Origin of the sequence: uncultured Chryseobacterium sp. (assembly GCF_936933875.1) — a bacterium.
GTDB lineage: Bacteria > Bacteroidota > Bacteroidia > Flavobacteriales > Weeksellaceae > CAKZIK01.
In genome coordinates this window covers 135,425-161,481 of sequence record NZ_CAKZIK010000022.1, presented here as the reverse complement: position 1 = coordinate 161,481, position 26,057 = coordinate 135,425, and the positions used below count along the sequence as shown (strand labels likewise).

The 26,057-nt window shown below is 35.6% G+C and carries 22 protein-coding genes and 1 pseudogene; 8 read left to right on the top strand and 15 right to left on the bottom strand.

Annotated features, from left to right (window positions below):
- Positions 1 to 20: 20 nt before the first annotated feature.
- The 3 genes from Q0252_RS03740 to Q0252_RS03730 all read right to left on the bottom strand — a co-directional run bounded on the left by Q0252_RS03740 (position 21) and on the right by Q0252_RS03730 (position 3,557).
- Complete coding sequence (locus tag Q0252_RS03740; protein WP_297983951.1) at positions 21 to 311, bottom strand: 2TM domain-containing protein; 291 nt, start codon at positions 309 to 311, stop codon at positions 21 to 23.
- Between the two features lie 229 nt (positions 312 to 540).
- The gene (locus Q0252_RS03735) at positions 541 to 1,194 is read right to left on the bottom strand and encodes a hypothetical protein (protein WP_297983949.1); all 654 of its coding nucleotides are present in this window, start codon (positions 1,192 to 1,194) and stop codon (positions 541 to 543) included.
- A gap of 149 nt (positions 1,195 to 1,343) precedes the next feature.
- Positions 1,344 to 3,557: a TonB-dependent receptor gene (locus tag Q0252_RS03730; RefSeq protein WP_297983947.1), complete on the bottom strand. Its 2,214-nt coding sequence runs from the start codon at positions 3,555 to 3,557 to the stop codon at positions 1,344 to 1,346.
- A gap of 228 nt (positions 3,558 to 3,785) precedes the next feature.
- Here Q0252_RS03730 and Q0252_RS03725 point away from each other — a divergent pair, with 228 nt between their 5' ends.
- Positions 3,786 to 4,289 carry a superoxide dismutase family protein gene (locus tag Q0252_RS03725; RefSeq protein ID WP_297983945.1) on the top strand — a complete coding sequence of 168 codons (504 nt, stop codon included), beginning with the start codon at positions 3,786 to 3,788 and terminating at the stop codon, positions 4,287 to 4,289.
- Positions 4,290 to 4,339: 50 nt separating this feature from the next.
- Here Q0252_RS03725 and Q0252_RS03720 read toward each other — a convergent pair whose 3' ends face one another.
- From Q0252_RS03720 to rpiB, 5 genes are all read right to left on the bottom strand, one after another.
- Positions 4,340 to 4,711, bottom strand: coding sequence for a YraN family protein (locus Q0252_RS03720; protein WP_297983943.1), 372 nt, complete (start codon positions 4,709 to 4,711; stop codon positions 4,340 to 4,342).
- Positions 4,712 to 4,743: 32 nt separating this feature from the next.
- Positions 4,744 to 5,676: an LD-carboxypeptidase gene (locus Q0252_RS03715; RefSeq protein ID WP_297984055.1), complete on the bottom strand. Its 933-nt coding sequence runs from the start codon at positions 5,674 to 5,676 to the stop codon at positions 4,744 to 4,746.
- A 19-nt stretch (positions 5,677 to 5,695) separates the two neighbouring features.
- Positions 5,696 to 6,388 (bottom strand): LysE family transporter, encoded by a 693-nt coding sequence (locus Q0252_RS03710; protein ID WP_297983942.1) that lies wholly within the window; start codon positions 6,386 to 6,388, stop codon positions 5,696 to 5,698.
- A gap of 101 nt (positions 6,389 to 6,489) precedes the next feature.
- On the bottom strand, positions 6,490 to 8,643 hold the full coding sequence (gene rnr, locus Q0252_RS03705) for a ribonuclease R (protein WP_297983940.1): 2,154 nt from the start codon (positions 8,641 to 8,643) through the stop codon (positions 6,490 to 6,492).
- A 27-nt stretch (positions 8,644 to 8,670) separates the two neighbouring features.
- Positions 8,671 to 9,102: a ribose 5-phosphate isomerase B gene (gene rpiB, locus Q0252_RS03700; protein ID WP_297983938.1), complete on the bottom strand. Its 432-nt coding sequence runs from the start codon at positions 9,100 to 9,102 to the stop codon at positions 8,671 to 8,673.
- Between the two features lie 638 nt (positions 9,103 to 9,740).
- Between rpiB and pgk the strand changes: the two genes are divergently transcribed.
- On the top strand, positions 9,741 to 10,931 hold the full coding sequence (gene pgk, locus Q0252_RS03695) for a phosphoglycerate kinase (RefSeq protein WP_297983937.1): 1,191 nt from the start codon (positions 9,741 to 9,743) through the stop codon (positions 10,929 to 10,931).
- Positions 10,932 to 11,115: 184 nt separating this feature from the next.
- On the opposite strand, the gene Q0252_RS03690 is transcribed toward pgk, so the two are convergent.
- From Q0252_RS03690 to Q0252_RS03665, 6 genes are all read right to left on the bottom strand, one after another.
- The gene (locus Q0252_RS03690; RefSeq protein ID WP_297983936.1) at positions 11,116 to 11,934 is read right to left on the bottom strand and encodes a class I SAM-dependent methyltransferase; all 819 of its coding nucleotides are present in this window, start codon (positions 11,932 to 11,934) and stop codon (positions 11,116 to 11,118) included.
- A 35-nt stretch (positions 11,935 to 11,969) separates the two neighbouring features.
- Positions 11,970 to 13,832 (bottom strand): tRNA uridine-5-carboxymethylaminomethyl(34) synthesis enzyme MnmG, encoded by a 1,863-nt coding sequence (gene mnmG, locus Q0252_RS03685; RefSeq protein WP_297983934.1) that lies wholly within the window; start codon positions 13,830 to 13,832, stop codon positions 11,970 to 11,972.
- Between the two features lie 155 nt (positions 13,833 to 13,987).
- Positions 13,988 to 14,401, bottom strand: coding sequence for an rRNA maturation RNase YbeY (gene ybeY, locus Q0252_RS03680; RefSeq protein ID WP_297983932.1), 414 nt, complete (start codon positions 14,399 to 14,401; stop codon positions 13,988 to 13,990).
- Positions 14,402 to 14,405: 4 nt separating this feature from the next.
- Entirely contained in the window at positions 14,406 to 16,571 is a 2,166-nt protein-coding gene (locus Q0252_RS03675) for a patatin-like phospholipase family protein (protein ID WP_297983930.1), read from the bottom strand.
- Positions 16,572 to 19,016, bottom strand: coding sequence for a bifunctional UDP-N-acetylmuramoyl-tripeptide:D-alanyl-D-alanine ligase/alanine racemase (locus tag Q0252_RS03670; protein WP_297983928.1), 2,445 nt, complete (start codon positions 19,014 to 19,016; stop codon positions 16,572 to 16,574).
- The gene (locus tag Q0252_RS03665) at positions 19,013 to 19,606 is read right to left on the bottom strand and encodes a thymidine kinase (protein ID WP_297983926.1); all 594 of its coding nucleotides are present in this window, start codon (positions 19,604 to 19,606) and stop codon (positions 19,013 to 19,015) included. The genes Q0252_RS03670 and Q0252_RS03665 overlap by 4 nt, the downstream gene beginning before the upstream one ends.
- A 60-nt stretch (positions 19,607 to 19,666) precedes the next feature.
- Between Q0252_RS03665 and Q0252_RS03660 the strand changes: the two genes are divergently transcribed.
- From Q0252_RS03660 to rsmI, 3 genes are read left to right on the top strand one after another with little or no spacing between them, the layout of a single operon-like run.
- Complete coding sequence (locus Q0252_RS03660; protein WP_297983924.1) at positions 19,667 to 20,815, top strand: hypothetical protein; 1,149 nt, start codon at positions 19,667 to 19,669, stop codon at positions 20,813 to 20,815.
- Positions 20,816 to 20,862: 47 nt separating this feature from the next.
- Positions 20,863 to 22,239: a Mur ligase domain-containing protein gene (gene murC, locus Q0252_RS03655; RefSeq protein WP_297983922.1), complete on the top strand. Its 1,377-nt coding sequence runs from the start codon at positions 20,863 to 20,865 to the stop codon at positions 22,237 to 22,239.
- Positions 22,239 to 22,910, top strand: a complete 672-nt coding sequence (gene rsmI / locus Q0252_RS03650; protein ID WP_297983921.1) for a 16S rRNA (cytidine(1402)-2'-O)-methyltransferase — start codon at positions 22,239 to 22,241, stop codon at positions 22,908 to 22,910. Before murC ends, rsmI begins: the two co-directional genes overlap by 1 nt.
- 24 nt (positions 22,911 to 22,934) lie before the next feature.
- Here the strand turns inward: rsmI and Q0252_RS03645 are convergent.
- Positions 22,935 to 23,800, bottom strand: a pseudogene (locus tag Q0252_RS03645) (IS982 family transposase).
- A 103-nt stretch (positions 23,801 to 23,903) separates the two neighbouring features.
- Here Q0252_RS03645 and Q0252_RS03640 point away from each other — a divergent pair.
- The 3 genes from Q0252_RS03640 (at position 23,904) to Q0252_RS03630 (ending at position 26,049) form a co-directional block, all read left to right on the top strand.
- Positions 23,904 to 24,542 carry an HdeD family acid-resistance protein gene (locus Q0252_RS03640; protein WP_239283586.1) on the top strand — a complete coding sequence of 213 codons (639 nt, stop codon included), beginning with the start codon at positions 23,904 to 23,906 and terminating at the stop codon, positions 24,540 to 24,542.
- Positions 24,543 to 24,672: 130 nt separating this feature from the next.
- Positions 24,673 to 25,416, top strand: a complete 744-nt coding sequence (fabG, locus tag Q0252_RS03635) for a 3-oxoacyl-[acyl-carrier-protein] reductase (RefSeq protein ID WP_297983917.1) — start codon at positions 24,673 to 24,675, stop codon at positions 25,414 to 25,416.
- 57 nt (positions 25,417 to 25,473) lie between these two features.
- Positions 25,474 to 26,049: a nucleosidase gene (locus Q0252_RS03630; RefSeq protein WP_297983916.1), complete on the top strand. Its 576-nt coding sequence runs from the start codon at positions 25,474 to 25,476 to the stop codon at positions 26,047 to 26,049.
- Positions 26,050 to 26,057: the final 8 nt, after the last annotated feature.

The following is a 26,057-nucleotide window of genomic DNA, read 5'->3' as shown; positions in this document are numbered from 1 at the left end:
AAAAATAATCAAATCTGAGATTATTTGTTCATCAGTTCGTTTATTTTTCTTTCTTCCCAATCGCTGCCAAAAAATTGAGATTGTCCGAAAACTGCAATTCCGTGGATTGCAACTGCACACCCCCACCAAAAAATTAATGAAAAATTGTCGATTTCAAGCCATGTGTCGGGATTTTTGAAAAATTTAATCCCCGAAAGGAAAAGATTAACTAAAACGTAAACAGTTAAATGGTTGTAAAATCCTTTGATTCTTTTTACCTGTTTTTGTGCTGCTGCTAATCTTTGTTCGTGTGTTGTTGTGTAAGTTTCCATTTCGATGATTTTTTAAAATAAATATTTTGTTCTAATTTGATAATGTAAAGGTATTTCAGCTGGAGAAGATTTCAAATTTTAAGTGACCGAACTGTATGTTTTGAAGACTGAACTGTTAATTACCACGAATGCAAGAATTTCTTTTTTGATTGGGCGAAATGATTACTTAGAAAACCCTTTCAGATTTTAAAACTGTGAAAGGGTTTCGTGTAAAATATGAAAAGTGTTTTTAGTTCATCGTCATCATAAATTCTGCTTCTTTTTGTCCCCAATTTGGGTCTAAAGCGGTTTTGGGTTTGTACACTTTGAACTGCTCCAAAGATTTAGCAATCAATTCTTTGCCTTTTACTTTGCTTCCTCCAAACTGCTCCGGAGTAAAGTAAGTGTCTTCTCCTTTCAACAAAGTAATTCTTGGGTTTTCAGCATCTAAATTTTCAGCTTTTGAAAGTGCTTCTGCTGCAGCCATTCCTTCGGTCATAAATCTTTGCTGTGGATTCACCATCATTCTTAAAGAGTGAACCATTTTGGTCAGAATGTAATTTTCTGCGTTATCCGGATTCAATTCTACAGATTTAGTTAAAGATCTTTGTGCTTCGTCTGCAACGGCGTCGAGTTCATTTATTTTTCCTTCTCTCATCATGGTTCTTCCTTTTTGTATGGATGTTAAAGCTGCATAGTAATAAGGAAGCCATTGTGTTTTTTCTTTGTCGCCGATTCTTGTAAATTCGTTGGAAAGTGCGGTGAATTCTTCTGGCGTTTTGCATTGCCAAACTTTGTGGACTTTTTCTCCCATTGCTTTTTCGTAGGCTGACTGTGCGAAAGTGAAGATGCTCATTAAAAGGAAAGCAAATCCTAAAACTGTTTTTGTACTGATTGATTTCATTGTATTAAATTTTTATTTTGTTGTTTTAAATTGATGATTCAAAGATAGTTGCAAACAATGTTTCACGTGAAATATTTTATACCGAACGGTAATTTTTTACAACTGAATCGTTTTTATCTTGGTTCTGGACTCTTGGTTCTTGGTTCTTCCTAAAGATTGTTATTAATCGCATCCTGTGTTCTGTCCACGCCAAAACTGATGAAAGCTCCGATGAACACAAACGTATTGGAAGAAGGCAAAATAGGTCGGCTTCTTAAACCGTCATTAGAAAAATTATAGCCATAAATATTCTTCGTTCCTAAAACATTATTAATCGACAAAACCAGTACTGTAAAGGCTTTCGAATCTTTCTTACCCAGATTCGGCAGGTAATTTACACTGAAATTTAATGCGCTGTTATCTTTTAAAGTTCCCGAAGATTTCAGTTCGTAGTTTCCGTTACTGTCTGTAATAAAATTGTAAAACGGACGTCCTGACGAATAACTGTAAGACATGTTAAATCCTGTTTTCCAATCAACTACAAACTTTTTAGCCACTAAAGAAAGTGTGTGTTTTGCAGCAAAATTGGGGAAAAGTTGTCGGTCATAGTTTTGGAAATTTCTTTTGGAATCCAAATAAGAATATGAAACCCAATAATCGATATTTTTCAAAGTTTTTTTGTCTCTCCAGAAGAGTTCCAATCCTTTTGCAAAGCCGTCTCCGTCGTTGTTAAAAGCAATTGGACGATAATTTTCAACCTTATTTTTAATTAAATCTTCATAATTTTTGTAGAACGCTTCCAACCTCAAACTTCTTCCTTCGGAAGCGCGCTGAACCTGCAAAACGTAATGGTCAGCTTTCTGATAATTTAAATTATGATTTCCAAAGTAGCGGTTTTCAGGGTTTTGATAAAAAATTCCGTACGCTAAAGAAGTGGTCCAATTTTTAGAAAGTCGGTAAGCCAAAGCTGCTCTCGGTGCTAAATTCCAGTCTCCAATAGCGGAAGAATGTTCCGCTCTTAATCCTACAGTCGCAGTGAAATCATTACTAAAACCTAAAGCCGTTTCCGCAAAAACCGATGCAATTTGGTCAATAAATTTATAAGGTTGTGGAGCAACTTTTACCGTTGTTGTCTCATTGGTTTGATTAAATTCTACTCCACCTCTAACTGCTGAAATTTTCCCGATTTTTCTTTCAATCGTTCCTTTGGTGTTCAAATAATTACCATCTATTTCAATAGAATTTTGGTTGAAATCTGCGTTATTGTAAGTATTACTCAAATCGATATGATTTCGGTTGAACGTGTAAGAACTCCCTAAATTTACCGTGTACAAGCCAAATTTTTGACGGAAAGAAACATTGTGGAACGTATTGCTTCCTTTCAGAGAAGTGTTATCGAAATCGGTATTAGGTTCTAAACTTTGTTCTTTCAAACCAAGTGTATTCGTATCAAAACTTCCGTAATATTTGAGGATTCCTCCATTTTTATTTTTTATTCTGAAGTTGAAATTTGTATCAAAACCAGCGGGAGATTTGGTAAAATTGGTATTGAAATTTAGGATTTTTTCCATCAAAGCTAAATTGAAATAGCCCGCAGAAATCCCGAAAGATTTGGTTTTTTCTTGATTAACATTCTGAAAACCGGCATTTAAAAATATTGGAGAAACGCCGATGTCAAAAGAATTCCTTTCCGGAAAATCGATGCTTTCTAAAATTAAAACCGACGACAAAGCCTGCCCGTACATTGCAGAATAACCGCCGCTCGAAAATACATTCCCTTTGAAAAGCGACGTGTTAAACCTATCCATCCCTTTCAATCCCGGAACTGAATTGCTGAAATAGTTGTTCACCAAATTTCCATCCATGAAAAATTTGGTTTCTGCTCCGGTTCCACCACGAACGAAAAGGCCTTCAGCTTCCCCAACTTTTTGCACACCTGGAAGCGTTTCCAAAGCCGATGTTACCTGTGCATTCGCTCCAGCCGTTGTATAAATATCAATCGGCGTCAATAAAGTTGTTGCACGTTTTTTGTCGCTCGCTTCAATGCTTCCTGCAGAAATAACGATGGCGTCGATTTCAGAAATCTGTTCTTTTAAATCCACATTCAAAGTGATAGGTTTGTTTTCTATAACAATTTGTTTTTCAACATCTTCAAATTTTGGATTACTGAAAACCAAAATATGATTTCCGGTTTCCGCAGTTTCGAAAGTATAATTTCCGTTTTCATCGGTTGTTGCTCCGTCGTAAGTGTCTTTTAAAGTAACGGAAACGTCTTGTACACCTTTGCTTTTTGAGGTTACTTTTCCTTCAATTTTTACCTGTGCAAAAGAAAAAGTTGCGATAAAAAGGAATAAAGCCGAAAAAGTCTTTACAAGAGTTTTCATGATTTCAATTTTGATGAATCAAAAGTAGAATGGTTTTAGTTGATGTAAAAATAAGATATTCTGAATGGTTGTTTTTGAAAGCTGAACGGTAAAATTTAACACTTTGACAAAGATTTTGAACTTTGACAAAGAGTAGTGAAAACTGTAAAATTTTCAGATAAAAGCATAAATGTTGTCTTGAGTAAATGCGTAACTTTCAACATCAAAAAATCTTAAAATTTTTCTGCTATGAAAATTCTTACTTTATCATTGATGACAGGTTTTGCGGCTTTGGCTGCATCCTGCTCTACCACAAAGACATACACCGTACATTCTAAAAGCGGCACCCAAACGCAGGGAACAGCAATGTTTACCCAAAAGGGAGGAAATGTTGAAATGGATTTGAATGTTTACAAACTGACTCCCGGAATTCACGCGGTTCACGTTCATGAAAAAGGCGATTGCTCTGCAACCGACGCAAGTTCTGCAGGAGGTCACTGGAATCCAACTACGGATAACCATGGAAAATGGGGACACGGAATGCATCACATGGGTGATATTGGAAATTTAGCCGCAGACAAAAACGGAACAGCAAGATTGGTTTTCAAAACAGATAAATGGTGTATGGGTTGTACTGATGAGAGTAAGAATATTGTTGGTAAATCACTAGTCGTTCATGCTTCAGCAGATGATTTTCAGACTCAACCCACGGGAAATGCGGGTGGAAGAGTTGGTTGTGTTGAGATAAAATAAATGTTAAAAAATAAACTATTGTTAAGCAGTTGCAGAAATGTGACTGCTTTTTAATTGGCATCAATGGATTCGAAAGCGTTGATGAAATGCTTAATTTCAAGTTTTCCCAATTCGTTTGGTAGCACTGAAATAATATCAAAGCGGACGTTTTTATCAATTTTATTTTCCTGAATAAAGAAGTCCGCAGCGGAAACAATCAGTTTGATTTTTCGTTTGTTTACGGCTTCGTGAGGTTCAATGAAAGCATCTGTTGTTCTTGCTTTTACCTCGACGATGATGATTTGGTTTTCAAACTCGGCGATGATGTCGATTTCAGCTTTCAGATAGCGGTAATTTTTAAGCAGAATTTTATAGCCTGATTTCACAAGAAAATCGGTAGCGAGTTCTTCAGCAACTTTTCCGAAATCATTGTGTTCAGCCATGTTCAGTTCAAAGTTTCGGGTTTAGTTTGGTGTTATGTAAACTCAACTTTCACCTTTGCCTTCACCTCCATCTTCACATTTCCGCCAATAATCAAAGGTCTGTTATCGAAAATATGTCCGTTCGGGAAACCAAAAATTGTTGGAATATCATATTTAGCAAGCCTTTCTGAAATAATTTTGTAGGCAAAAGAATCGAAACTTTCTTCGTATTCCTTGTTTTCTTTTTCATCGCCCATATTAATCATTCCACCGATAATAATTCCCTTTACTTTTCTGAAAACGCCTGCCAAATCAAGAGAAATCATCATTCTGTCCAAAGCGTAGAAGTTTTCACCAATATCTTCAATAAAAAGGATTTTGTCTTTAAAGTTGAAAGAATAATTAGTACCCAAAAGCGCATAAATCAAGGCTAAATTTCCACCTACCAAAATTCCTTCTGCTCTTCCCTCTTTGTTGAATTGGTGATTATCAATTGAATATTTCGGCTTCTTGCCTTTCATAATATCAAACGTTCCTTCATAACCTTCCTCAATAACTCCGAAGGAAGAAGTTTTCAGTGTTTGTCCATGAATAGAAGCAAAACCATTTTTCAACAAATAACTTTGAAGCACGGTATTATCGGAATATCCAATATACCATTTCGGATTTTTTCTGAATTCTGAAAGTTTTAGATGTCGCAACAAATGCTGACAACCATAACCGCCGCGAGAAGCCCAAACAGCTGAAATTTCCGGATTGTTTAAAGCCCAGTTCAGCTCAGAAATTCTTTCCTTTTCGGTTCCGGCGTAATTGTATCCCTTGGAATATTTGGTGTACAGATGCTTTCCCAAAACCGGTTCGTAGCCTTTATCAACAAGCATTTTCAGCCCTTTTTCAAGCTGTGCTTCTTCCACAGCTCCGGCCGGAGAAATAATGGCAATTTTATCGCGTTTCTTTAAATTTTTTGGGAAAATAATGTTATTCATCATCGTTTAAACTAAAAATTTAGTTTTTGTGTTGTTTTTGGAATTTCACTTCTTCCTTTTCGGCTTCTTCCAAACGTTTATCAAATTGATTAAATTTCGCAAAACTCTGCAGGAAAATAAAGAAACTGAAGATAATCAAAATCACTCCTACTCCTTTTCTTATGCTGTTTGCGAGCTTTTCTGTGAGTTTGTAGTGAAACTGTTTTGCCAGGAAAATTTTAGCCAAATCTACCCCAATATAAGTGGCAATAACCAAAGAAATATAAAGTACAAAATTTCCTGTGTCTGGATACTGATTTCGAACTGAAATAACCGTCACCAACCAGAAAAGAATCACCCCAACATTCAGTAAGTTGAATAGAAATCCATTCAGAAAGGTTTTCCAATAATTCAGACTGATGAACTTTTCTTCATTGGGGAGGTGCATTTTGGTTTTTGTGACCATCATGACGACGCCATAAATGAGGATAATCAACGCTGTAATCCGATAAAATCCGGGATGTTGATCAATGAGTGCAACAATATCCTGACTTGCAAAATAAGCTGCAATAATGCATAAAATATCGGCTGTGACTACTCCAACATCGAGCGCTAACGCATGTTTTGGCCCACGGGAAAAACTCGTTTCAATCAAAAGGAAAAATATGGGTCCGATGAAGACCAGACTGAGCATTAAACCTAAACCGATTGCCGATAAAATTAAACCAATCATGATAACTATTGAATCCCAAATTTAATAATTAATTTAGATTCATCGTTTTAAAAACAAAAAGACAGACTTTCGTCTGCCTTAATGTATTATAATTCAATTTGTTACTGCACAATTTTAAAATCAAGCTGTTTCTGAATCAAATTAGCTTTCATGACTTTAATTTTCACTTCGTCGCCCAATTGATATTGGTTTCCGGTTCTTGTTCCAAAAACGGCGTGTTTTTTCGCGTCGTACACGTAAGAATCGTCCATTAAATCGCGTAATTTAATTAAACCTTCTGCTCCATTCTCCGGAATCTGTACCCAAAAACCGAAATCTGCAACGCCGGAAATAACACCGGTAAATTCTTCTCCCAAATGTTTCTCCATGAATTTCACCTGCATAAACTTGATGGAATCTCTTTCTGCATCGGCTGCAAGACGTTCCATATTACTGCAGTGTTTGCATTTTTCCTCGTATTCCTGTTTGCTTACCGATTTACCTCCATCCAAATAATGCTGCAACAAACGGTGCGCAATTAAATCCGGATAACGGCGGATTGGCGAAGTAAAATGCGTGTAAAATTCAAAACCAAGACCGTAATGTCCAATTGGGTCGGTGGAATAAACCGCTTTACTCATCGAACGCATCGCTAAAGTTTCAATCATGTTTTCCTCGCCTTTTCCTTTTACGTCTTTCAATAACTGATTTAAACTTTCCGCCACTTTTTTGGTGTTAGCTAAATTCATTTTGTAACCGAATGTGGAAACAAATTCACGCAAAGCTTCTAATTTTGCCGGATCCGGGTCATCATGAATACGATAAATAAAGGTCAAATTCGTAGGTTCGCCTTTTCGGTTCAACGAAACATATTCCGAAACTTTTCGGTTCGCCAACAACATAAATTCTTCAATTAAATGATTTGAATCTTTGCTCATTTTGAAGTAAACGCCGATTGGTTCGTTGTTTTCATCAAGGTTGAAACGTACTTCGCTTCTGTCGAAAGTAATCGCTCCTTTTTTAATTCTATCGAATCTTAAATTTTTTGCCAGTCTGTCGAGAACTAAAATTTCTTCGGCTAAATCTCCTGTTCCTGTTTCAATTCTTTCCTGCGCTTCTTCGTAGGTAAATCTTCTGTCGGAATGAATTACCGTTCTTCCAAACCACTGATTCAAAACATTTGAATTGTCATCCAGCTCGAAAACTGCTGAAAAAGTATATTTATCTTCGTTCGGTCTCAAAGAACAAACGTCATTACTCAAAACCTCAGGAAGCATTGGTACTACTCTATCCACCAAATACACCGAAGTTGCGCGGTCGTAAGCTTCATCATCCAACAAAGTTCCCGGAATCACGTAATGCGAAACATCTGCGATGTGAACACCCACTTCCCAGTTTCCGTTCTCCAATTTTCTTAAGGAAAGCGCATCGTCGAAATCTTTTGCATCTTTCGGGTCAATGGTGAAAGTCAGAATTTTTCGCATGTCGCGGCGTTTCTGTGCTTCACTTTGGTGGATTTGTCGGTCGATTTCATCGGCTTCTTTTTCCACTTCTTGCGGGAAATGATAAGGAAGTCCGTATTCCGCTAATATCGAATGAATTTCAGTTTCATGTTCACCGGGAGCTCCCAAAACTTTGATAATTTCTCCTTCAGGATTTTTATCGCCTGCTTTCCAGCCCGTCATTTTCACAATCACCTTATCGCCGTCGTTGGCGCCTCCAATTTTTCCTTTTGGAACGAAAATATCGGTGTTAATCTGCTTTTTATCGGAAACTACGAAACCAAAATCTTTATGTTTAATGAACTGAAAAGTACCCACAAATTCGTCGCGGTTTCTTTCTATAACTTCTAAAACAGATCCTTCGAGTTTTTTTCCTTTGTAATGATAGGTAACGATCAGAACTTTATCGCCCTGAAGCGCGTCCTTTACATTTTTAGAATGAACAAATATGTCCTCCTCTACTCCTTCCACTTTTACATAAGCATTTCCTGATTGGTTGAAATCGATAATTCCGGTTAAAGTTCCCGCAATTTTCAGGTTGAGGATGTATTTGCCTTTTTCGACTTCCTTAATTCTTTGGTCCGCCAATAATTTGTGCAAAGACTGAATCACCTGTTCTCTCTGTCGCGGATTTCTGTAATCAATTCCGTCTGCAATTTGCTTGTAATTGTATATTTTGTTTGAATTCTCATTCATAAACCTTAAAATCAGCCTCCCGATTTCCTGCAGTTTATGATTGTTTTTATGAGAAATAAATTTTGATTTTTTTGCCATAATAGTTTAATGATTGTTTGGTATTGATTAGCAAAATGCAATCTTCTCTACCCTGTTTTGGTGTCTTCCGCCTTCGAAATCGGTATTCAAAAACTTCTCCACAATTTCCAAAGCCAGTTCTTTCGCTATAAATCTTGCCGGAATCGCTACCATATTACAGTTGTTGTGCTGTCTTGAAAGTTCTGCCAATTCGGGCATCCAAACCAATGCACAACGAATTCCCTGATGTTTGTTCGCGGAAAGTTGTACGCCTTGTCCGCTTCCGCAAATCAGGATTCCCATTTCATTTTCGCCACTTTCCACGGAATTTGCTGCAGGATGAACGAAATCCGGGTAATCTACAGAATCCAAAGAATTGGTACCGTAATCTGTAATTTCATATTGAGCTGAAAGTTGCTTCTTTAGATATTCTTTATACTCAAATCCGGCGTGGTCGCATGCAATGGCTAATTTTTTCATTTCTACTTTTTATTGATTATCTACAAATTTAACATTTAAAAGTTTTATCCACATCTATTGCATCAACAATTAAAAAATTATAAACCATAAGATACTGATTACTACAATATTTATTAAAAATTAAAATGTTTAATGCATTGAAAACAAAACAATTAACAAAAATTTAAGATTAATGTTAAATTCTGTTAGAATTGTTGTGGAAAACTCTGTTGAAATTTCTCTTTTTTAATTCAAACTAAATTCATATTGAGAAAAAATTCTATAGTTTTCTATAAATTTATTTCGGAAGTTTTAGAAGAGAAATATTTAAGTTTTTAATACCAGGTTTTTAAATAGATGTCTTTCATAACAGTTATTAACAAGTGTTGATAAGTAAAAACTTTATCTAAAAATCAGCTACTTACAATGTGAAGAAATTATGAACTTAATTAAAATAAAATGTTACAAAATTTCAGGAAAAACTTATCCGCAAAACTAACATCATATAACAACACCAATATTCTTTTCTTTTAATAAATAAAAAATATGTTGATGATAAATTGTTGAAGGGGCTGTGGAAATTTCTGAAAGGTTTTATTCTTTTTCAAAGCCGAAAGTCTTAAATTTGTGAAACACAAAAATTAAACCAATTAGAAATAATGAAAACTATCAACGATTTCAATTTCAAAGATAAAAAAGCTTTGGTAAGAGTGGATTTTAATGTTCCGCAAAGCGCAGATTTAAAAGTTACCGATAATACAAGAATTCAGGCTGTAAAGCCAACCATCGATAAGATCCTTAATGACGGAGGTTCTGTTATTTTGATGACGCATCTTGGAAGACCAAAAGGTAAAGTAAGCGAAGAATTTTCTTTGAAGAATATTGTTCCTGAAATTGAAACTGTTTTTGGGAAAGAAGTTCAGTTCTGTGATGATTGTATTGGAGAAGATGCTAAAAATATGGCTGGAAATCTAAAACCAGGCGAAATTCTTTTGCTTGAAAACCTTAGATTTTATAATGAAGAGGAGAGTGGAGATAAAGATTTTGCAGAAAAATTATCAAAATATGGAGATGCTTACGTGAATGACGCCTTTGGTACAGCACACAGAGCGCATGCGTCTACGGCAGTAATTGCACAATTTTTCCCTTCAACTAAATTTTTCGGTTTACTGATGGCTAAAGAATTAGAAGCGATTGATAAAGTATTGAGAAGCGGCGAAAAACCCGTAACTGCCATTCTGGGTGGTTCTAAAGTTTCTACGAAAATTACCATTATAGAAAATATTTTGCCTGCTGTAGATAATCTGATTATCGGTGGAGGTATGTCTTTTACCTTTATTAAAGCTTTGGGAGGACAAATTGGAGATTCTTTATTGGAAGCTGATAAGCAGGGTTTAGCACTTGAAATTTTGGAGAAAGCAAAAGCGCAGAATGTGAAAGTATACTTGCCTGTAGATACGGTGATTGCTGATGAATTTAATAACGATGCACAAAGAAAAGAAGTAGATATTTATGATATTCCGGAAGGTTGGATGGGAATGGATGCAGGAGAAAAAACAAGAGAACTTTTCCACGATGTAATTTTGAATTCACGTACAATTTTATGGAATGGTCCAATTGGCGTTTTTGAGATGCCGAATTTTTCTGCTGGAACTGTAGCTTTAGGAGACAGCATTGCAGAGGCTACTGCATTAGGAGCTTTCTCACTTGTTGGAGGTGGAGACAGTGTTGCTTTTGTGAAGCAATTCGGTTACTCTGATAAAGTAAGCTACGTTTCAACTGGAGGAGGAGCAATGTTGGAAAGTTTGGAAGGATTAGAACTTCCAGGTGTTGCTGCTATTAATAATTAAGATTTCAACGAAACTTTTAGTTTTTAAGTAAAAATCCGGAAAAGAGTTTCCGGATTTTTTATTTTGGTTTCTAAGTTCTGAATTTATTTGCTAAACTTTTTAAATATTTAAATATTAAAATTTAAAATAAAATTTAAAAAATGGTCGAAAATTGGGTTTCAGAAACAGCTCAAAAATCCAAAAACTATTTTTTTTCAATAATATATATCAAACTTGAAAATTCGCCGGTTTTTGATGCTTTTAAATTAGAAATCGTTCCGTAAAACATTCCTTTTAACCAAAAAAGTGGAGATTTCTTGTACTTTTCACTCAACATCGAAATATAATAAGAATCGAGTAGGAGAGGTTTAATTTTTTTTATTTTCCACTTTTCGGTGTTCATTAATTTCTCCATTCCGGTTTTTGTGAAATGAAAGATATGTCTCGGAACATCATAAGCTGCCCAAAATTCTTTATACTTCTGTCCGTCGAAAGAACTTGGATTTGGAACTGCAATGATTAATAAACCATTGGTTTTCAATTTATTATAAAAAATATTGAGTATATCTTGTTGATTTTCAATATGTTCAAAAACATGCCATAAAGTAACCGCATCTAAAGAACCATCATTTACTTGTGATAAATCTGAAATGAAGTGTGTTTTTGTAGCCTTTTGTTTGGCAACTGTTCTTGCAGATTCGTTAGGTTCAAAACCGTAAGTTTCGAAATCTTCTTCAATGAATTTTACAAATTCTCCGGCACCACAACCATAATCCAAAACCTTTGCGTTATGATAAAGATTTTGGGCAAGAATATTTCTTTTGTAATTGAGATTGAAACCCTGTAAAAATTTGTAGAGCTTTTCTTTTACACTTCCGGAATCCTGATGATGAGAAATGTATTCTTTACTCTCATAATATTTATCTAAGTTTTCAGGAATAGGGTAGGTCTTGAAAACTCCGGGAGTTTCTGTTTCTTTAATTTCAAAAGTTTCTTGAGTGAGGAATAAATCTTTAATCTTCATTGAATCTTACTAATGTTTCACGTGAAACATTTTAATTATCTTCCTAAATAAATGAGTAACACGTTAATATCTGCAGGAGAAACTCCGCTGATTCTTCCGGCTTGAGCAATTGTTTTTGGCTGTACTTTATTCAGTTTTTGTTTTGCTTCTGAAGATAGGGAAGATATTTTAGTATAGTCGAAATCTTCGGGAATTCTAATGGTTTCTAAACGGTTGAGTTTTGCAACGTTCTCCTTTTCTTTTTCGATGTATCCTTTATACTTAATATTAATTTCTGCCTGTTCTCTAACTTCATCAGAATATTGTTCGGCTTTTTCTTTAATAGCTTCAATTCCTTCCAACTTTTCCAAAGTCATGTTTGGTCTGGTCAGAATTTGTGCAGCTCTGTACGCTTGGTCAACAGGACTGGATTCTATCGTTTCTAAAATAGGATTAATGATTCCCGGTTTTAAAGAAGTTTCACGTAGAAATTCTTCGAGTTCAGTGCTTTTTGCAATTTTTTCTTCAACTTTTTTCAATCGCTCCTCTTTAGCTAAACCTAAATTATAAGCTCTTTCTGTTAAACGAATGTCCGCATTATCCTGTCTTAAAAGTAATCTGTATTCAGCACGTGAAGTAAACATTCTGTAAGGTTCTTCCGTACCTTTTGTAATAAGATCGTCAATAAGAACTCCAATATAAGCTTCGTCTCGATTTAGAATAAATTCGCCTTTATCGTGAACTTTATTGTGAGCATTAATTCCGGCAATTAATCCTTGTCCTGCAGCCTCTTCGTAACCTGTAGTACCGTTTATTTGTCCAGCGAAATAAAGATTTTCTACCAATTTTGTTTCTAAAGTATGGTAGAGTTGGGTAGGAGGGAAGTAGTCGTATTCGATAGCGTAACCCGGTCTGAAAACTTTTACATTTTCGAATCCCGGAATGTGCTTCATTGCATTTATTTGTACTTCTTCAGGAAGTGATGAACTGAAACCGTTGACATAAATTTCTACTGTTTTCCAACCTTCCGGTTCTACAAAAAGTTGATGTCTGTTTCTTTCTGCAAAACGGTTAATCTTATCTTCAATACTTGGACAATATCTTGGACCAATACTTTGTATTGTACCATTAAACATAGGGCTTCTGTCGAATCCTTCACGTAAAATATCGTGTACTGTTTCGTTAGTATATACAATATGACAGCTTAACTGTTTCGTTAATTTAGGAGTATCTAAATAAGAGAATTTCTGTGGATTTTCATCTCCGGGTTGTTCTTCCATTTTGGAATAATCGAGGCTTCTTCCGTCTACTCTTGGAGGAGTTCCCGTTTTCATTCTTCCGGCTTCAAAACCAAGAGAAACCAACTGTTCAGTGATTCCAAAAGCACGGGGTTCTCCCATTCTTCCACCACCAAGCTGTTTATCTCCAACGTGTATTAATCCATTTAAGAATGTTCCGTTGGTTAAGACAACAGACTTTCCTTTAATCTGAATTCCAAGTGAAGTAACAACACCAGCGGCTTTTCCATTTTCGATAATCAAACTTTTCACCATATCCTGAAAGAAATCGAGATTTGGTGTGTTTTCCAAAGCCAACCTCCATTCTTCTGCAAACATCATTCTGTCGTTCTGTGTTCTTGGAGACCACATTGCGGGACCTTTGGAAAGATTCAGCATTTTGAATTGGATTGCAGATTTATCAGCAATAATTCCGGAATAACCTCCCATTGCATCAATCTCGCGAACAATTTGTCCTTTTGCGATTCCTCCCATAGCAGGATTGCAGCTCATCTGGCCGATGGTCTGCATATTCATGGTGATGAGTAATGTTTTTGAACCTAAATTTGCGGCAGCAGCTGCGGCTTCACAACCGGCATGTCCTGCTCCAACTACAATTACGTCGTATATTTCGCTTATCATTGTCTAAATTTTTGAATGTTTCACGTGAAACATTATTGAAAATTTATCCTGAATTGGTCTTAGCCCCGATGGAAGCGGTTACCCCGCAACAGGCACTGGATAGGGCTTTGGCGTGAGGAGTATGAGCGAACAGCGGGATAAAGCTCCTGAAAAAATTAAATATTTTCTCTTTTATTGAGGTAAAAATCTTCTTTGCTTCGCATTTCGGTAATTTCGTCATCAGTTTTGTCTTTATAACCACAAAGATGAAGAATGCCGTGCGCTAAAACCCTATGTAATTCAGAATCAAAATCTTTTGACAGGGAAGCGTTTTCTGAAATGCGCGGCAAAGATACAAAAATATCTGCTGAAATGGTTTTGCCCTTCACATAGTCGAATGTGATGATATCGGTGTAATAATCATGATTGAGGAAATCCTGGTTAATTTTCAGAAGATAATCGTCGTCACAAAAGATGTATGTTATTTTCCCGGGTTTCTTATTTTCTGTTACAATAAGCTGTTCCAGCCAAGTGGATGTCTCCGGTGGAATTGTAATTTCGTCTATATTTTCAAAGAAATACTGAATCATACTGTTAGAACCAATGCCCCAAAATTACTGAAAATACACCATTGTTTTGGTTGAGTGAATAACTGTAGTTGATTTTTATCTGTCCGAAAGGGGATTTGTAACCAGCCGTAACTCCTGCGGAAGATTCTGAAATATGAAATATATCGTCCACTTTGATGTCGTTAAACAAATTTGCAAAACTTACATTCGCCATCGCAAAATAGTTTTTATACACTTTAAACTGGAATGTATTGGAAGCTACAAGAAGATTTTTTGAACTTAAAGAACCAAACTCATATCCCTGGAATCTCGTGAAATTACCTATGTTTTGCTCAAAAATTCCCCCGATTCTATAGTGATAATACGGACTTAATGTGTCTCCAAAAGTAAATCCTCCGACAAGACCTAAACGGTAAGTGAGCCAGTTTGTAAAGGGAAAATTGATATTGGAGGTAGCTTTTAACTGAAGTGTTCTGCCTTCCAAATCTTTGTTCAGTAAATCCAAAAGTTTTCCTTCCGCATTCAGGTAAAAACCTTTCGTTGGGAAGCTTTTATCGTCCTGTGTGTCACTTTTAATGAACAAATACGGATTGATGAAATTATACGAATTCCTATAGTTTTGGTCGCCTACCAGTTTTGTTTCAAAGTAATCGTGACTTAAACCTCCGCCAATTGCGAATTTATCGCGCCATACAGACTGTATAAACACTTCATTGCGGAACCAGTTCCACTTTTCGAAAACGTTGGAATCCTGGTCGTTTAAATCAAGCGTCATACCGGAACCATAGAAACCAAAACCCGGAATATAACCGTTATCAATAAAATAATTAAGGTAATAGCGAGGTTTATCACCCACAATCACATCTAAAGAAACTATAGAGTTGCGGAACAACAAACGTTTTGCCGTTGCGTTAAGCAATAATCCGGTTTTGAAAATTTCGTCGTAATGTAGACCGAATTTCAGGAAAAATCGGGTGTCGTCTTCGGTAACATCAAGCTTCAGAAAATTCTTATCGTCCTGTTGAATGATATCGTAACTGATAAGTTTGTAGTTTTTTGTTGCATACAATTTATCTATCATTTTATTGATTCCGCCGTAGGTTTGAAGAGACGGAACTTTTAAATTTATTTTTCCCTGGATATAATTTTTACGGAAAATGTGATTGTTGACAACAATTAAACTGTCAATTTTATAGACATTGGAATATACAGGATTCATCGGAACACGCAGAAAATCGTCTTTGCGTTTTGGTAATAAAGAAAGAGGCTGAATATATTTTTGAGCTTCTGCATAACCGGAATCCAGAATCTGTTTTTTGGAATCATAGCTAGTCGCACTCATACCTTCTAGATTAGGGTGAATATTGATATCTGTATATTTCAGCTGATTCTTTGTCTCTTTCTGAATACCAAAATCGATGACCTGGTTCAGAATATCAATTGCTGTTTGAAGCTTATCACTACTTACTAATCCTTGGCTTAAATCTACACCAATTACAATGTCAATTCCTTTATCTTTTAACGGTTTTGAAGGATAATTAATCGTCATCGCACCATCTATATACAAAGAATCTCCGATTTTCACAGGGTCCATTAAAGAAGGAAAAGCAGAACTCGCCATAATGGAACTTACCAAATCTCCTTTCTCAAAAATCTCCATTTTACCACTTTCGAGGTTGGTTGCAACGCACATGAAAGGAATGGGAAGTTTGGAAAAATCATCCACAGTAGAAACATTTTTGAAGAGTTCTTTCAGTAGATAAATATTTTTTTGTCCGGTTGAAATCGCTTTGGGAACAACGTTCACTTTTCCGTTTTTTACCGGAATTGTTAGAATATACTTGTCTACAGATTTATTGAAAAAAGTGGTTTCCTGCCTTGTTTTTTCGTTGGCGATAATATTATAGAAATCAGTATCCATCACTATTTTCTCAATATCTTTTCCGGTATATCCTGAAGCATACAATCCACCGACAATCGCACCCATACTTGTTCCGGAAATATAGTCAACTTTTACGCCGAGAGAATCCAGAACTTTCAAAGCACCAATGTGTGCAAAACCTTTTGCACCACCACCAGAAAGAGACAAACCAATTTTAGGATTCGGAGGAACAACAAAGCCTTCTTTTACCTGAGCATTTACAGCAAAAAAGTAAAAAAAAGCGAAGAAAAACAGCAGTATTTTTTTCATTTAATCTTTAATGTAGATTCTTTTTACACGTCTCGAAATGGAAGTTAAAACTTCGTAAGGTATTGTTTTACAGTAATCTGCAAAAATTTCTAAAGTAGGATTGGAATTGAAGATAATCACTTCGTCACCTTCTTTAGCAACAGCTTCGCCAATATTAATCATCATCATATCCATACAAACATTTCCAACAATAGGGTAGAGTTGTTTGTTGATTCCTACATTTCCCGCTTTATTGCCAATTAATCTTGGAATCCCGTCTGCATATCCTACTGGAATTGTCGCAATTTTTGTATCGTTTTCAGCTTTGTATTTTCTGCTGTAACCAACGGATTCTCCTTCTTTTACTTCAGAAATTTGAGAGATTACCGTCTTGAAACTCACCGCATTTTGCAATTGTTTTTTGATTTCAGGATTGGAAGAAATTCCCACCATTCCGATCCCAATTCTTACCATATCGAATTGGTAATCAGAGTAATTCACGATTCCGGAAGTATTTAAGATATGTCTTAAAGGGTGATAATCCAATCCTGAAATCAACTTTTCGGAATTGGTTTTGAAAACTTCAATCTGTTCCATCGTATAAGCTTTCTCTTCAGGAACATCCGACGAAGAAAGATGGCTGAAAATAGATTCCACTTTTACATTCATCGAGTTCAACTTTTCAATGAGTTCATCCAATTCATCTACCTTAAAACCAAGACGATGCATCCCGGTTTCGAGTTTGATGTGGATCGGATATTTTTTCTGAATTCCTTTCTGTAAAAGCTGTTGATGGAAAAGTTCCAAAACGCGGAAACTATAAATCTCCGGTTCCAAATTATAATCTATGATAATATTGTAGCTGTGCTGTTCCGGATTCATCACCATAATGGGTGTAGAAATGCCGTTTTTTCTTAAATCGACACCTTCATCTGCATACGCAACTCCAAGATAATCAATATGATGATGCTGCAGAAATTCTGCAACTTCGTAGCCTCCCAAACCATAAGAATAGGCTTTTACCATCGCCATCATTTTGGTTTCAGGTTTCACTAAAGATTTGTGAACATTGATGTTATGAAGGATTGCATTCAAATTTATTTCCAAAACAGTATCATGCTTCTGAAGTTCGAGATGGTTTTTTACTTTTTCAATCTCGAATTTTCTTGCGCCTTTCAGTAAGATTAATTCGTTTTCAATCTGATTAAGATGATGACTTTCAATCAATTCATTCGTACTACCGAAAGTGTAAGTTTCAGCCTTAAAAAGCTGCTGATAATTGGGAATATCTTCGCCGATTAAAAAGATTTTGCTGAAATTTTGTTCATTCGTGAGCTCCGCAATTTCCTGATATAGTTTTTCGGAATTTCTTCCTTCAACAAAATCAGTAAGGATGAGTGATTTATTGTTTTTTTGATATTCTTTAATGAACTGATATGCAATCTTCAAAGAATCCAAATCAAGATTAAAGGAATCATTGATAATCAAATTGTTACGAACGCCATTCACGCTTTCAAGACGCATTTCAACCGCTCGCAGATTGTTGATTTTCTCTATGGTTTTCTCGTTGTCAAATCCAAGTTCCTTTAAGGTGGCAATAATGCACAAAGCGTTGCTTAAAGTCGCTTCATCTCTCTGATTGACAGGAAGCGAAAATGTTTCATGAAAATAGCCGATTTCAATGTCTTCATTTCTGTTTTTCCAGTCGTTTTTAATAGTGACTTTGCTTCCAGTTTTTAAACCGTATGAAATTAATTTTTTACTTGAGTAAAGGTCATTTATTTTATTGACAACTAGTTCGTTATCTCCATTGAAAATGATTGTTTCACTATTTTTGAAAAGTGAAATTTTTTCGTCGGTCAGTTGATTTTCAGATTCAAAATTATTTAAATGTGCGGAACCGATATGGGTAAGAATTCCAATGTTTGGAGAGAAGATTTCTTCAAGAATATGCATTTCTCCTGGTTTCGAAATTCCAACTTCAAAAATTCCCAGTTCATGATTTTCATTAATCTGAAGCAAAGAAAGAGGAAGACCGATTTGTGAATTGAAACTTTTCGGACTTTTTACTGTTTTGAATTCGTCCCAAACGCTTTGATAAAGCCATTCTTTAACAATCGTTTTCCCATTGCTTCCGGTAATTCCAATGGTTTTTAAATCAAAATGCTGAACGTGATATTTAGCAAGTTTCTGAATAAATTCCACAGAATTTTCAACAATAATCCATGTAATATTTTCATTATCAACGGATTGATGTTCAGAAATAATAATTTTGATTCCTTTATCAATCGCAGATTGGATATATTTTTCTCCTGAATTTTTCGAAGTGTTAATCGCAAGGAAAGCAGTATTTGCTGAAGAGAAAATATTGCGGCTGTCGAAAGCGATGTTTTTTACTGCTAAATTTTCGTCGCCAATAAGTTTTGCTCCGGTAATTTCTGCAATTTGCTTTGCGGTGTAGTTCATGCCTTTTGGTTTTTCTCTAAAACTTCATCCACAAAAACTCTGCGGCTTACTGCTTCATAATTTTCAGTTTCGCCAAGCTGCACCAAATCTTTACTCTCCGAAGTTCTCATGGAATAATTGGCCAAATTTCCGGTTCTTTTACAAATGGCGTGAACTTTCGTCACATATTCTGCAGTGGCCATTAAGTTGGGCATCGGCCCAAAAGGACGGCCCATAAAATCCATATCAAGACCGGCGACAACAACACGTATTCCGTTATTAGCCAAATGGTTAGCAACCTCTACAATACCGTCATCAAAAAACTGAGCTTCGTCTATCGCAACAACATCACAAGTAGAACCCAGCAAAAGTATTTCGTTTGAACTTTCTACTGGAGTACTGCGAATTTTGTTTTGGTTATGCGAAACCACATCTTCTTCAGCGTAACGAGTATCCAGTTTTGGTTTGAAAATTTCAACTTTTTGTCCCGCCATTTCAGCCCTTCTCAATCGGCGAATCAGTTCCTCGGTTTTCCCCGAAAACATCGATCCACAGATAACTTCCATCCATCCGCTTTGTTTGGCGTGATTTATTGTATTTTCTAAAAACATTTGTTAAATTAGCAGTAATATTGTAAGTTCAAAAATAAGCAAAAAATAACTAGGACTACTATGCAGAACGTTCAAGATTTACAGGATAAAATATTTTTTGAAGCCAAAAATATTCTCGATACCCTAGCAAAAATCAATACAAAAGAAGAATTGCTCAACAAGCAGGATTTGTTTTCTGAAATAACGGAAAGAATTGCGTTCTTAAAACTTTTAGAAAAAAATAAGGAAAGTTTTATTACTGAAATTCAATCACAAATTACTGAAAATCACGAAGTAAATGCAAAATCAGAGTCTGTTCAACATTTGGAAGACCACCCTTTTGAAGAGGACATTATCGAAGAAGAAGTGATGTTTACCAACGAATTGAATGATATTGAAAATGAAGATGTTCAGGAAGTGGTTGCAGTAACTGAAAAGGTAGAAGATCTTTCAGAAGAAATCATAGAAGTACCGGTTTTCGAACCATCACATGAAGTTGAGCCAGTTGCAGAAACCGAATCTGTTATTGAAGCTTTGAAAGAACCTTTTGTTGAAGAGGAAATCCTTGTTGAACCTGTAACACAAGTTGAAGCAGTTGAAGAACCCGTTGCAGAAGTTGAACAGAAGGTTGAAGCTGAAAATATTCCTGCTGAAAAGGAAATCCCGATGGTTATTGAAAATGAAGACCCTCATTACGCGGAAAAAATAGCGGAAAAGGAAAGGTTATTCCAGGAGCAGGAAGAAAGACGCCGAAAAATTGTCGAGTTCAATAAAGAGCACGAAACAAAAGCGGTAGATGAAAATCCTGTTTTCGAAAATAAAACTGAAGAAAAGTATCACCACGATAAAAAATTCAAATTGGCCAACATTAAAGGTCTGAAAACTTCTGTTCAGAATCTTTTTGATGAAGACCCGCTGGAAAAATTGGAAGAAGAACAAAAAGTAGACTCCGGAAGTTTGTTGAAAACCAATATTCCAACCGATTTCATGGAAGCTGAGAAAAAGAAACCGGAATTTAAGCTTGATTTAAATGACAGAGTTGCGTTTACAAAAGTGCTGTTTAAAGGCGACGAAAACGAGTTAAAGCACACTATCGATAAGCTGAACTCTTTCAAAGATATTGAAGATGCAAGAAAATATCTGAGCGATATCTATTACGAAAAGGAGTGGAATAAAGCTGATGAATACGCACAAAGACTGTGGAGTTTGGTAGAAAATAAGTTTATGTAAGTGGAGTTTAAAATTCATCATCAAACATCCATCACCCAACAAAAAATATGATTAAAAGTATAAAAGATTTCCAAAACGTCTTCTTTATCGGAGTTGCTGGAGTTGGAATGAGCGCGATTGCGCAGTATTTGAAAGGAATCGGGAAGGAAGTTTCAGGAAGCGACCGCTACTTTCACCCTAACGAATATAATAAAACCAAAGAACAACTAGAAGCCGAAGGAATCCATTGTTTTCTTCAGGACGGAAGCGGAATTTCAGAAAAAACGGATTTAATTGTCGTTTCCACCGCTATTGAAGACACCGTTTTTGAAGTTCAGAAAGCGAAAGAACTTAACATTCCCATCATCAGAAGAAGCAAACTTTTAGCGATGATCGCGAAAAGTAAAAAAACAATTGCAGTTGCCGGAACTTCCGGAAAATCAACCACTTCTGCGATGTTATTCCAAATTTTAGTGGATGCTAAAACGGAACCGAGCATTATTTCCGGAGCAGGTTTAACAAGAATTATCAAAGAAGGAAAAATCGGAAATGCTGCCGTTGGAAAAGGTGATTGGCTCATTATCGAAGCCGATGAAAGCGACGGTTCTGTTGTTCAGTACGAGCCAGAAATCGGTTTGCTTTTAAATATAGACAAAGACCATCAGGAAATTGATGAATTGATTGATTTATTCACAACTTTTAAAAATAATACAAAAGGCTTATTTGTTGTTAATCAATCCAATACATTAGCGAAATCGTTGTCTGAAAATTCTGAAAACGATTTTGGATTTGAAGATAAAAATGCTGGTTTCAGTGTGGAAAATTTCAGCCAAAAAGGTTTTGAATTAACCTTTGAAATCAACGGGCAAATTTTCAAAATGAATGCGATTGGTCAACATTCTGCGGAAAACGCAACTGCCGCCATCGCTGTGGCGCACCAAATCGGAGTAGATTTGAGAATTTGTGCGGAAAGTTTGTCGAAATATGAGGGAATTTATCGCCGACATCAGATTCTCGGACAAAAAAACGGAGTTTGGGTTATTGACGATTATGCGCATAATCCTGCAAAATGTGCGGCTTCCATAAAGGCTTGTCAACCTTTGGCCGAGAAAGTGATTGCGTGGTTTCAACCGCATGGTTACGGTCCGACGAGATTTTTGAGGAAAGATTTTGTTGAAGATATTTCCCATGTGTTGCGTCCGCAGGATGAAATTTGGATGAGCGAAATTTTCTACGCAGGAGGAACTGCAGTGAAAGATATTTCTGCTAATGATTTAATTCAAGACATCAAAGCGAAAGGAAAAGAAGCCAATTTTGTGGAGCATCGTGAAGAATTATTGGAAAATCTTCGTCCGCATTTGAATGAAAACACCGTTTTGCTTTTAATGGGAGCAAGAGACCCAAGTTTGGAGGAGTTTTGTAAAAATTTGTTTGAAGAACTTTAATGAGCGGCATCTTTTATTTCGTTCCAACACCGATTGGCAACCTTGAAGACATGACTTTCAGAGCGGTAAAAGTTCTGAAAGAGGTTGATTACATCTTGTGTGAAGACACCAGAACTTCCGGAATTTTGCTCAAGCATTACGAAATTTCGAAGCCTTTAAAATCGTATCATCTTCATAATGAACACACTGCGACGGAAAAAGTCATTCAGGATTTGAAAAACGGGCAAAATATCGCCATTATCACCGATGCAGGAACGCCAGGAATTTCGGATCCGGGATATTTGCTTGGAAAAGCCTGTGCAGAAGAAAATATCGAAATGATTTGTCTTCCAGGAGCAACTGCTTTTGTTCCGGCTTTGGTGGTTTCCGGATTGCCCAATCACGATTTTTATTTTGCGGGATTTTTGCCTCAGAAAAAAGGTCGTCAAACTAAACTGAAGCAACTTGCAGAAGAGAAAAAGACCATTGTTCTCTACGAAAGTCCGCATAAAATCAACACAACTTTAGAGCAAATTAAAGAATTTTTCGGGGACAACACCAAAGTGAGTTTAAGTCGAGAAATTTCTAAAAAATTTGAAGAAACAAAACGCGGGACAATCAATGAGTTAATTGATTTTTCCAAAAGCAAAACTTTAAAAGGAGAAATTGTCCTGGTGGTGAATAATTCTTAATTTAACTCGTAGTGCATTATTAAATTAAATTTTGTTCATTTTTCTATTAAATACAAAAACATTTACAAATTGAATAAAAGTTAGAGCCGTAATTTTACTTAAGATTCTGGTTTTAAAACCATTAAATGATTTCGCAGAATTATTTCTGATTTTAAATTGGTCACAAAGTTGAGAAAATAGCGTTTCGATTCTCTTTCTTGATTTTCTAAAAATATATTCTGCTTGTGATAATTTTTTTGGTTGCTTCTCATAGGTGTATCTAATTTTATATTTGCATAATTGAACAAATCTGTTTGTACTTGAGTTGATAAATAACCTCTATCTCCGATTAATGTGCAATTGTTTATTTGATGCTTTATGTCTTGCAAAAAATGGATATCATGAATGCTTGCAGTAGAAATATCAAAACTTTGAAATATTCCTGAAACAGAACATATAGCGTGTAATTTGTAACCATAATAATAACTCGATTGAGAAGCACAATATCCTTTGCTTGGAAATGAAAATTCATCTTCTTTACAGATTTTAGAGCGGTTTGCTCTTGCGTTTTTGCAAATTTCTAAAGGCATTGAATCTACAATAAAAATGCTTTCAATATCATAAAATCTATCAACCATAATCTTTCTGATATTTTCCATATGCAAGAAGAGTTTTCTTTTCCTGCGATTATAAACACTTCTTTCTATCATTCCTTTTAGTTTTGAATTTAAAAGATATCTAAATAACTGATATTCTGAATCTAATGATAAATATTCTGCAGAAATATTTATAGCAATAAGTTCTAAATCACTCAATTTTGGTTTAATAGGTTTAAAATAAAAATTTTCATTTAAGGTTAATTTTCTTAATTCATTTAAAATAAAATCGTAAATTGCATCTAGGTTATTCATAGTGTATTCTATTGGTAGTCATACAATATATGATATTTTTTTGTGTTATGAATAACCTTTTATAATGCACTACGAGTTAATTTAATTTCAAAAACATATTATTATGGGAACAACATTTTTTAAAACTATCAAAAACACAGTTAAGCATTGGTATTTACCTTTAATTGTAGGTATTTTACTGGTGATTATGGGATTGTACATGTTTAGCATTCCACAAGCCACTTACCTGTCTCTGGTGCTGTTTTTCAGTGCGTCATTTTTGGTTTTCGGGATTATGGAACTTGTGTTTGCAATACAAAACAAAGATAATCTGGACAATTGGGGCTGGTATCTGGTAGGTGCTTTGCTGGATCTTTTTGTAGGGATTATATTATTTTTTCAGCCGCAGGTGGCATTTGTTGCTTTGCCCTATTTTGTTGGATTTTCATTAATGTTCCGTTCTGTACAGGGGATTGGTTTTGCCTTTGATCTCAAAAGCTATGGCGTTTTGCAGTGGGGGAATCTGGCGCTGATCAGTTTTCTTGGCCTTATCGGGTCTGTTATTCTTATTCTTAATCCTGTTTTAGCCGGAATTTCTCTGGTTGTTATGACAGCTGTGGCATTTATTTTTTCAGGTATCTCTGCAATAATTCTTGCATTCAATCTCAAAAAACTGAAAAACTATCCAAACAAAATCAGCAAAGAGTTGAAAGACAAAATTGAATCACTTAAAAATGAATATCATAATGAACTTAATAAATAAAACTTTTTCATAGGCATATTTATATTTTTTCTGAAGTCATGCACAATCGCCTCTTCATGGGTGATTGGTTTCCAAATCATGGCGATTTCATATATTTGTCTTTTAAAGATTAATTTATCTAACATTTCAAATGGGATTATTACAAGGTAAAGTTGCCATCATTACAGGCGCAACAAGAGGTATCGGGAAAGGTATTGCAGAAGTTTTTGCCAAAGAAGGCGCAAAAATAGCATTCACCTACGCCGGTTCTGTAGACAAAGCAAAAGCATTAGAATCAGAATTAAGTAATATTACAGAAATCAAAGGCTATCAGTCCGATGCGTCGGATTATGATGCTGCCCAAAAGCTGGTAGAAGATGTATTGGCAGAGTTTGGGACGATTGATATTCTGGTAAACAATGCCGGGATTACCAGAGATAATCTGATATTAAGAATGTCCAAAGACGATTGGGATACGATTATTAAAGTGAATTTGGATTCTGTTTTCAACTTAACGAAAGCAGTAATTAAACCAATGATGAAGGCGAAAAGCGGTTCTATCATCAACATGACTTCGGTTGTTGGCGTGAAAGGAAACGCGGGACAAGCAAATTATGCGGCTTCAAAAGCAGGTGTGATTGGTTTTTCAAAGTCTATTGCTTTGGAGTTGGGTTCCAGAAATATCCGTTGTAACGCGATTGCGCCTGGATTTATTGAAACTGAAATGACAGGAGCATTAGACGAAAAAACGGTACAAGGTTGGAGAGATGCTATTCCTTTAAAACGCGGTGGACAACCGGAAGATGTAGCAAACGCCTGTGTTTTCCTTGGAAGCGATATGTCAGGTTACATTACAGGACAGGTGATGAATGTTGATGGTGGAATGTTGACGTAACATCGAAAAATTTTAAATATAAAGGGCTTGCAAAAGTCCTTTTTTTATTTTTGATAAATGAATTTAATTGTTGAAAATCAAATATTTACAAATCCATTGTTCGTGTTCGCGATGAAAGTGGAAGCCGGAAATCATTTTGAAGAACAACGCAAAATTTTTACCGGAATTGGAAAGGTAAACGCTGTTTATGAGTTGATGAAAGCCATTTCAGAGCAGAAACCCGATATTATCATCAATCTCGGAACTGCTGGAAGTACGAAGTTCAAAAAAGGAGAAATTGTTTGTTGCACGGAATTTATTCAGCGGGATATGGAAGTAACAGCTTTGGGTTTTCAAAAATTTGAAACACCATTTTCTAACGAACCGGTGGTTTTAAATTATGGTTTGAATCTTGAAAATTTTCCAAAAGGAATTTGCGGTTCCGGCGATAATTTTGAAATGGAACATCAAAATCCGGAATACAATGTAATTGATATGGAAGCCTTTGCTTTGGCGAAAGTTTGCGAGCGCGAAAACATTCCGTTTTTGTGTTTAAAATATATTTCCGACGGTGCGGATGACAATGCCGTCACGGATTGGAATGAAGAAGTGAAAAACGCATCTGAAAAATTATGTCAAACAATTTTCCAATAAAAAATCCA

Excerpts from the sequence above, each read along its gene's own strand:
- Q0252_RS03740 (WP_297983951.1), bottom strand. The coding sequence starts at position 311 with ATGGAAACTTACACAACAACACACGAACAAAGATTAGCAGCAGCACAA.
- Q0252_RS03735 (WP_297983949.1), bottom strand. The coding sequence starts at position 1,194 with ATGAAATCAATCAGTACAAAAACAGTTTTAGGATTTGCTTTCCTTTTA.
- Q0252_RS03730 (WP_297983947.1), bottom strand. The coding sequence starts at position 3,557 with ATGAAAACTCTTGTAAAGACTTTTTCGGCTTTATTCCTTTTTATCGCA.
- Q0252_RS03725 (WP_297983945.1), top strand. The coding sequence starts at position 3,786 with ATGAAAATTCTTACTTTATCATTGATGACAGGTTTTGCGGCTTTGGCT.
- Q0252_RS03720 (WP_297983943.1), bottom strand. The coding sequence starts at position 4,711 with ATGGCTGAACACAATGATTTCGGAAAAGTTGCTGAAGAACTCGCTACC.
- Q0252_RS03715 (WP_297984055.1), bottom strand. The coding sequence starts at position 5,676 with ATGAATAACATTATTTTCCCAAAAAATTTAAAGAAACGCGATAAAATT.
- Q0252_RS03710 (WP_297983942.1), bottom strand. The coding sequence starts at position 6,388 with ATGATTGGTTTAATTTTATCGGCAATCGGTTTAGGTTTAATGCTCAGT.
- rnr (WP_297983940.1), bottom strand. The coding sequence starts at position 8,643 with ATGGCAAAAAAATCAAAATTTATTTCTCATAAAAACAATCATAAACTG.
- rpiB (WP_297983938.1), bottom strand. The coding sequence starts at position 9,102 with ATGAAAAAATTAGCCATTGCATGCGACCACGCCGGATTTGAGTATAAA.
- pgk (WP_297983937.1), top strand. The coding sequence starts at position 9,741 with ATGAAAACTATCAACGATTTCAATTTCAAAGATAAAAAAGCTTTGGTA.
- Q0252_RS03690 (WP_297983936.1), bottom strand. The coding sequence starts at position 11,934 with ATGAAGATTAAAGATTTATTCCTCACTCAAGAAACTTTTGAAATTAAA.
- mnmG (WP_297983934.1), bottom strand. The coding sequence starts at position 13,832 with ATGATAAGCGAAATATACGACGTAATTGTAGTTGGAGCAGGACATGCC.
- ybeY (WP_297983932.1), bottom strand. The coding sequence starts at position 14,401 with ATGATTCAGTATTTCTTTGAAAATATAGACGAAATTACAATTCCACCG.
- Q0252_RS03675 (WP_297983930.1), bottom strand. The coding sequence starts at position 16,571 with ATGAAAAAAATACTGCTGTTTTTCTTCGCTTTTTTTTACTTTTTTGCT.
- Q0252_RS03670 (WP_297983928.1), bottom strand. The coding sequence starts at position 19,016 with ATGAACTACACCGCAAAGCAAATTGCAGAAATTACCGGAGCAAAACTT.
- Q0252_RS03665 (WP_297983926.1), bottom strand. The coding sequence starts at position 19,606 with ATGTTTTTAGAAAATACAATAAATCACGCCAAACAAAGCGGATGGATG.
- Q0252_RS03660 (WP_297983924.1), top strand. The coding sequence starts at position 19,667 with ATGCAGAACGTTCAAGATTTACAGGATAAAATATTTTTTGAAGCCAAA.
- murC (WP_297983922.1), top strand. The coding sequence starts at position 20,863 with ATGATTAAAAGTATAAAAGATTTCCAAAACGTCTTCTTTATCGGAGTT.
- rsmI (WP_297983921.1), top strand. The coding sequence starts at position 22,239 with ATGAGCGGCATCTTTTATTTCGTTCCAACACCGATTGGCAACCTTGAA.
- Q0252_RS03640 (WP_239283586.1), top strand. The coding sequence starts at position 23,904 with ATGGGAACAACATTTTTTAAAACTATCAAAAACACAGTTAAGCATTGG.
- fabG (WP_297983917.1), top strand. The coding sequence starts at position 24,673 with ATGGGATTATTACAAGGTAAAGTTGCCATCATTACAGGCGCAACAAGA.
- Q0252_RS03630 (WP_297983916.1), top strand. The coding sequence starts at position 25,474 with ATGAATTTAATTGTTGAAAATCAAATATTTACAAATCCATTGTTCGTG.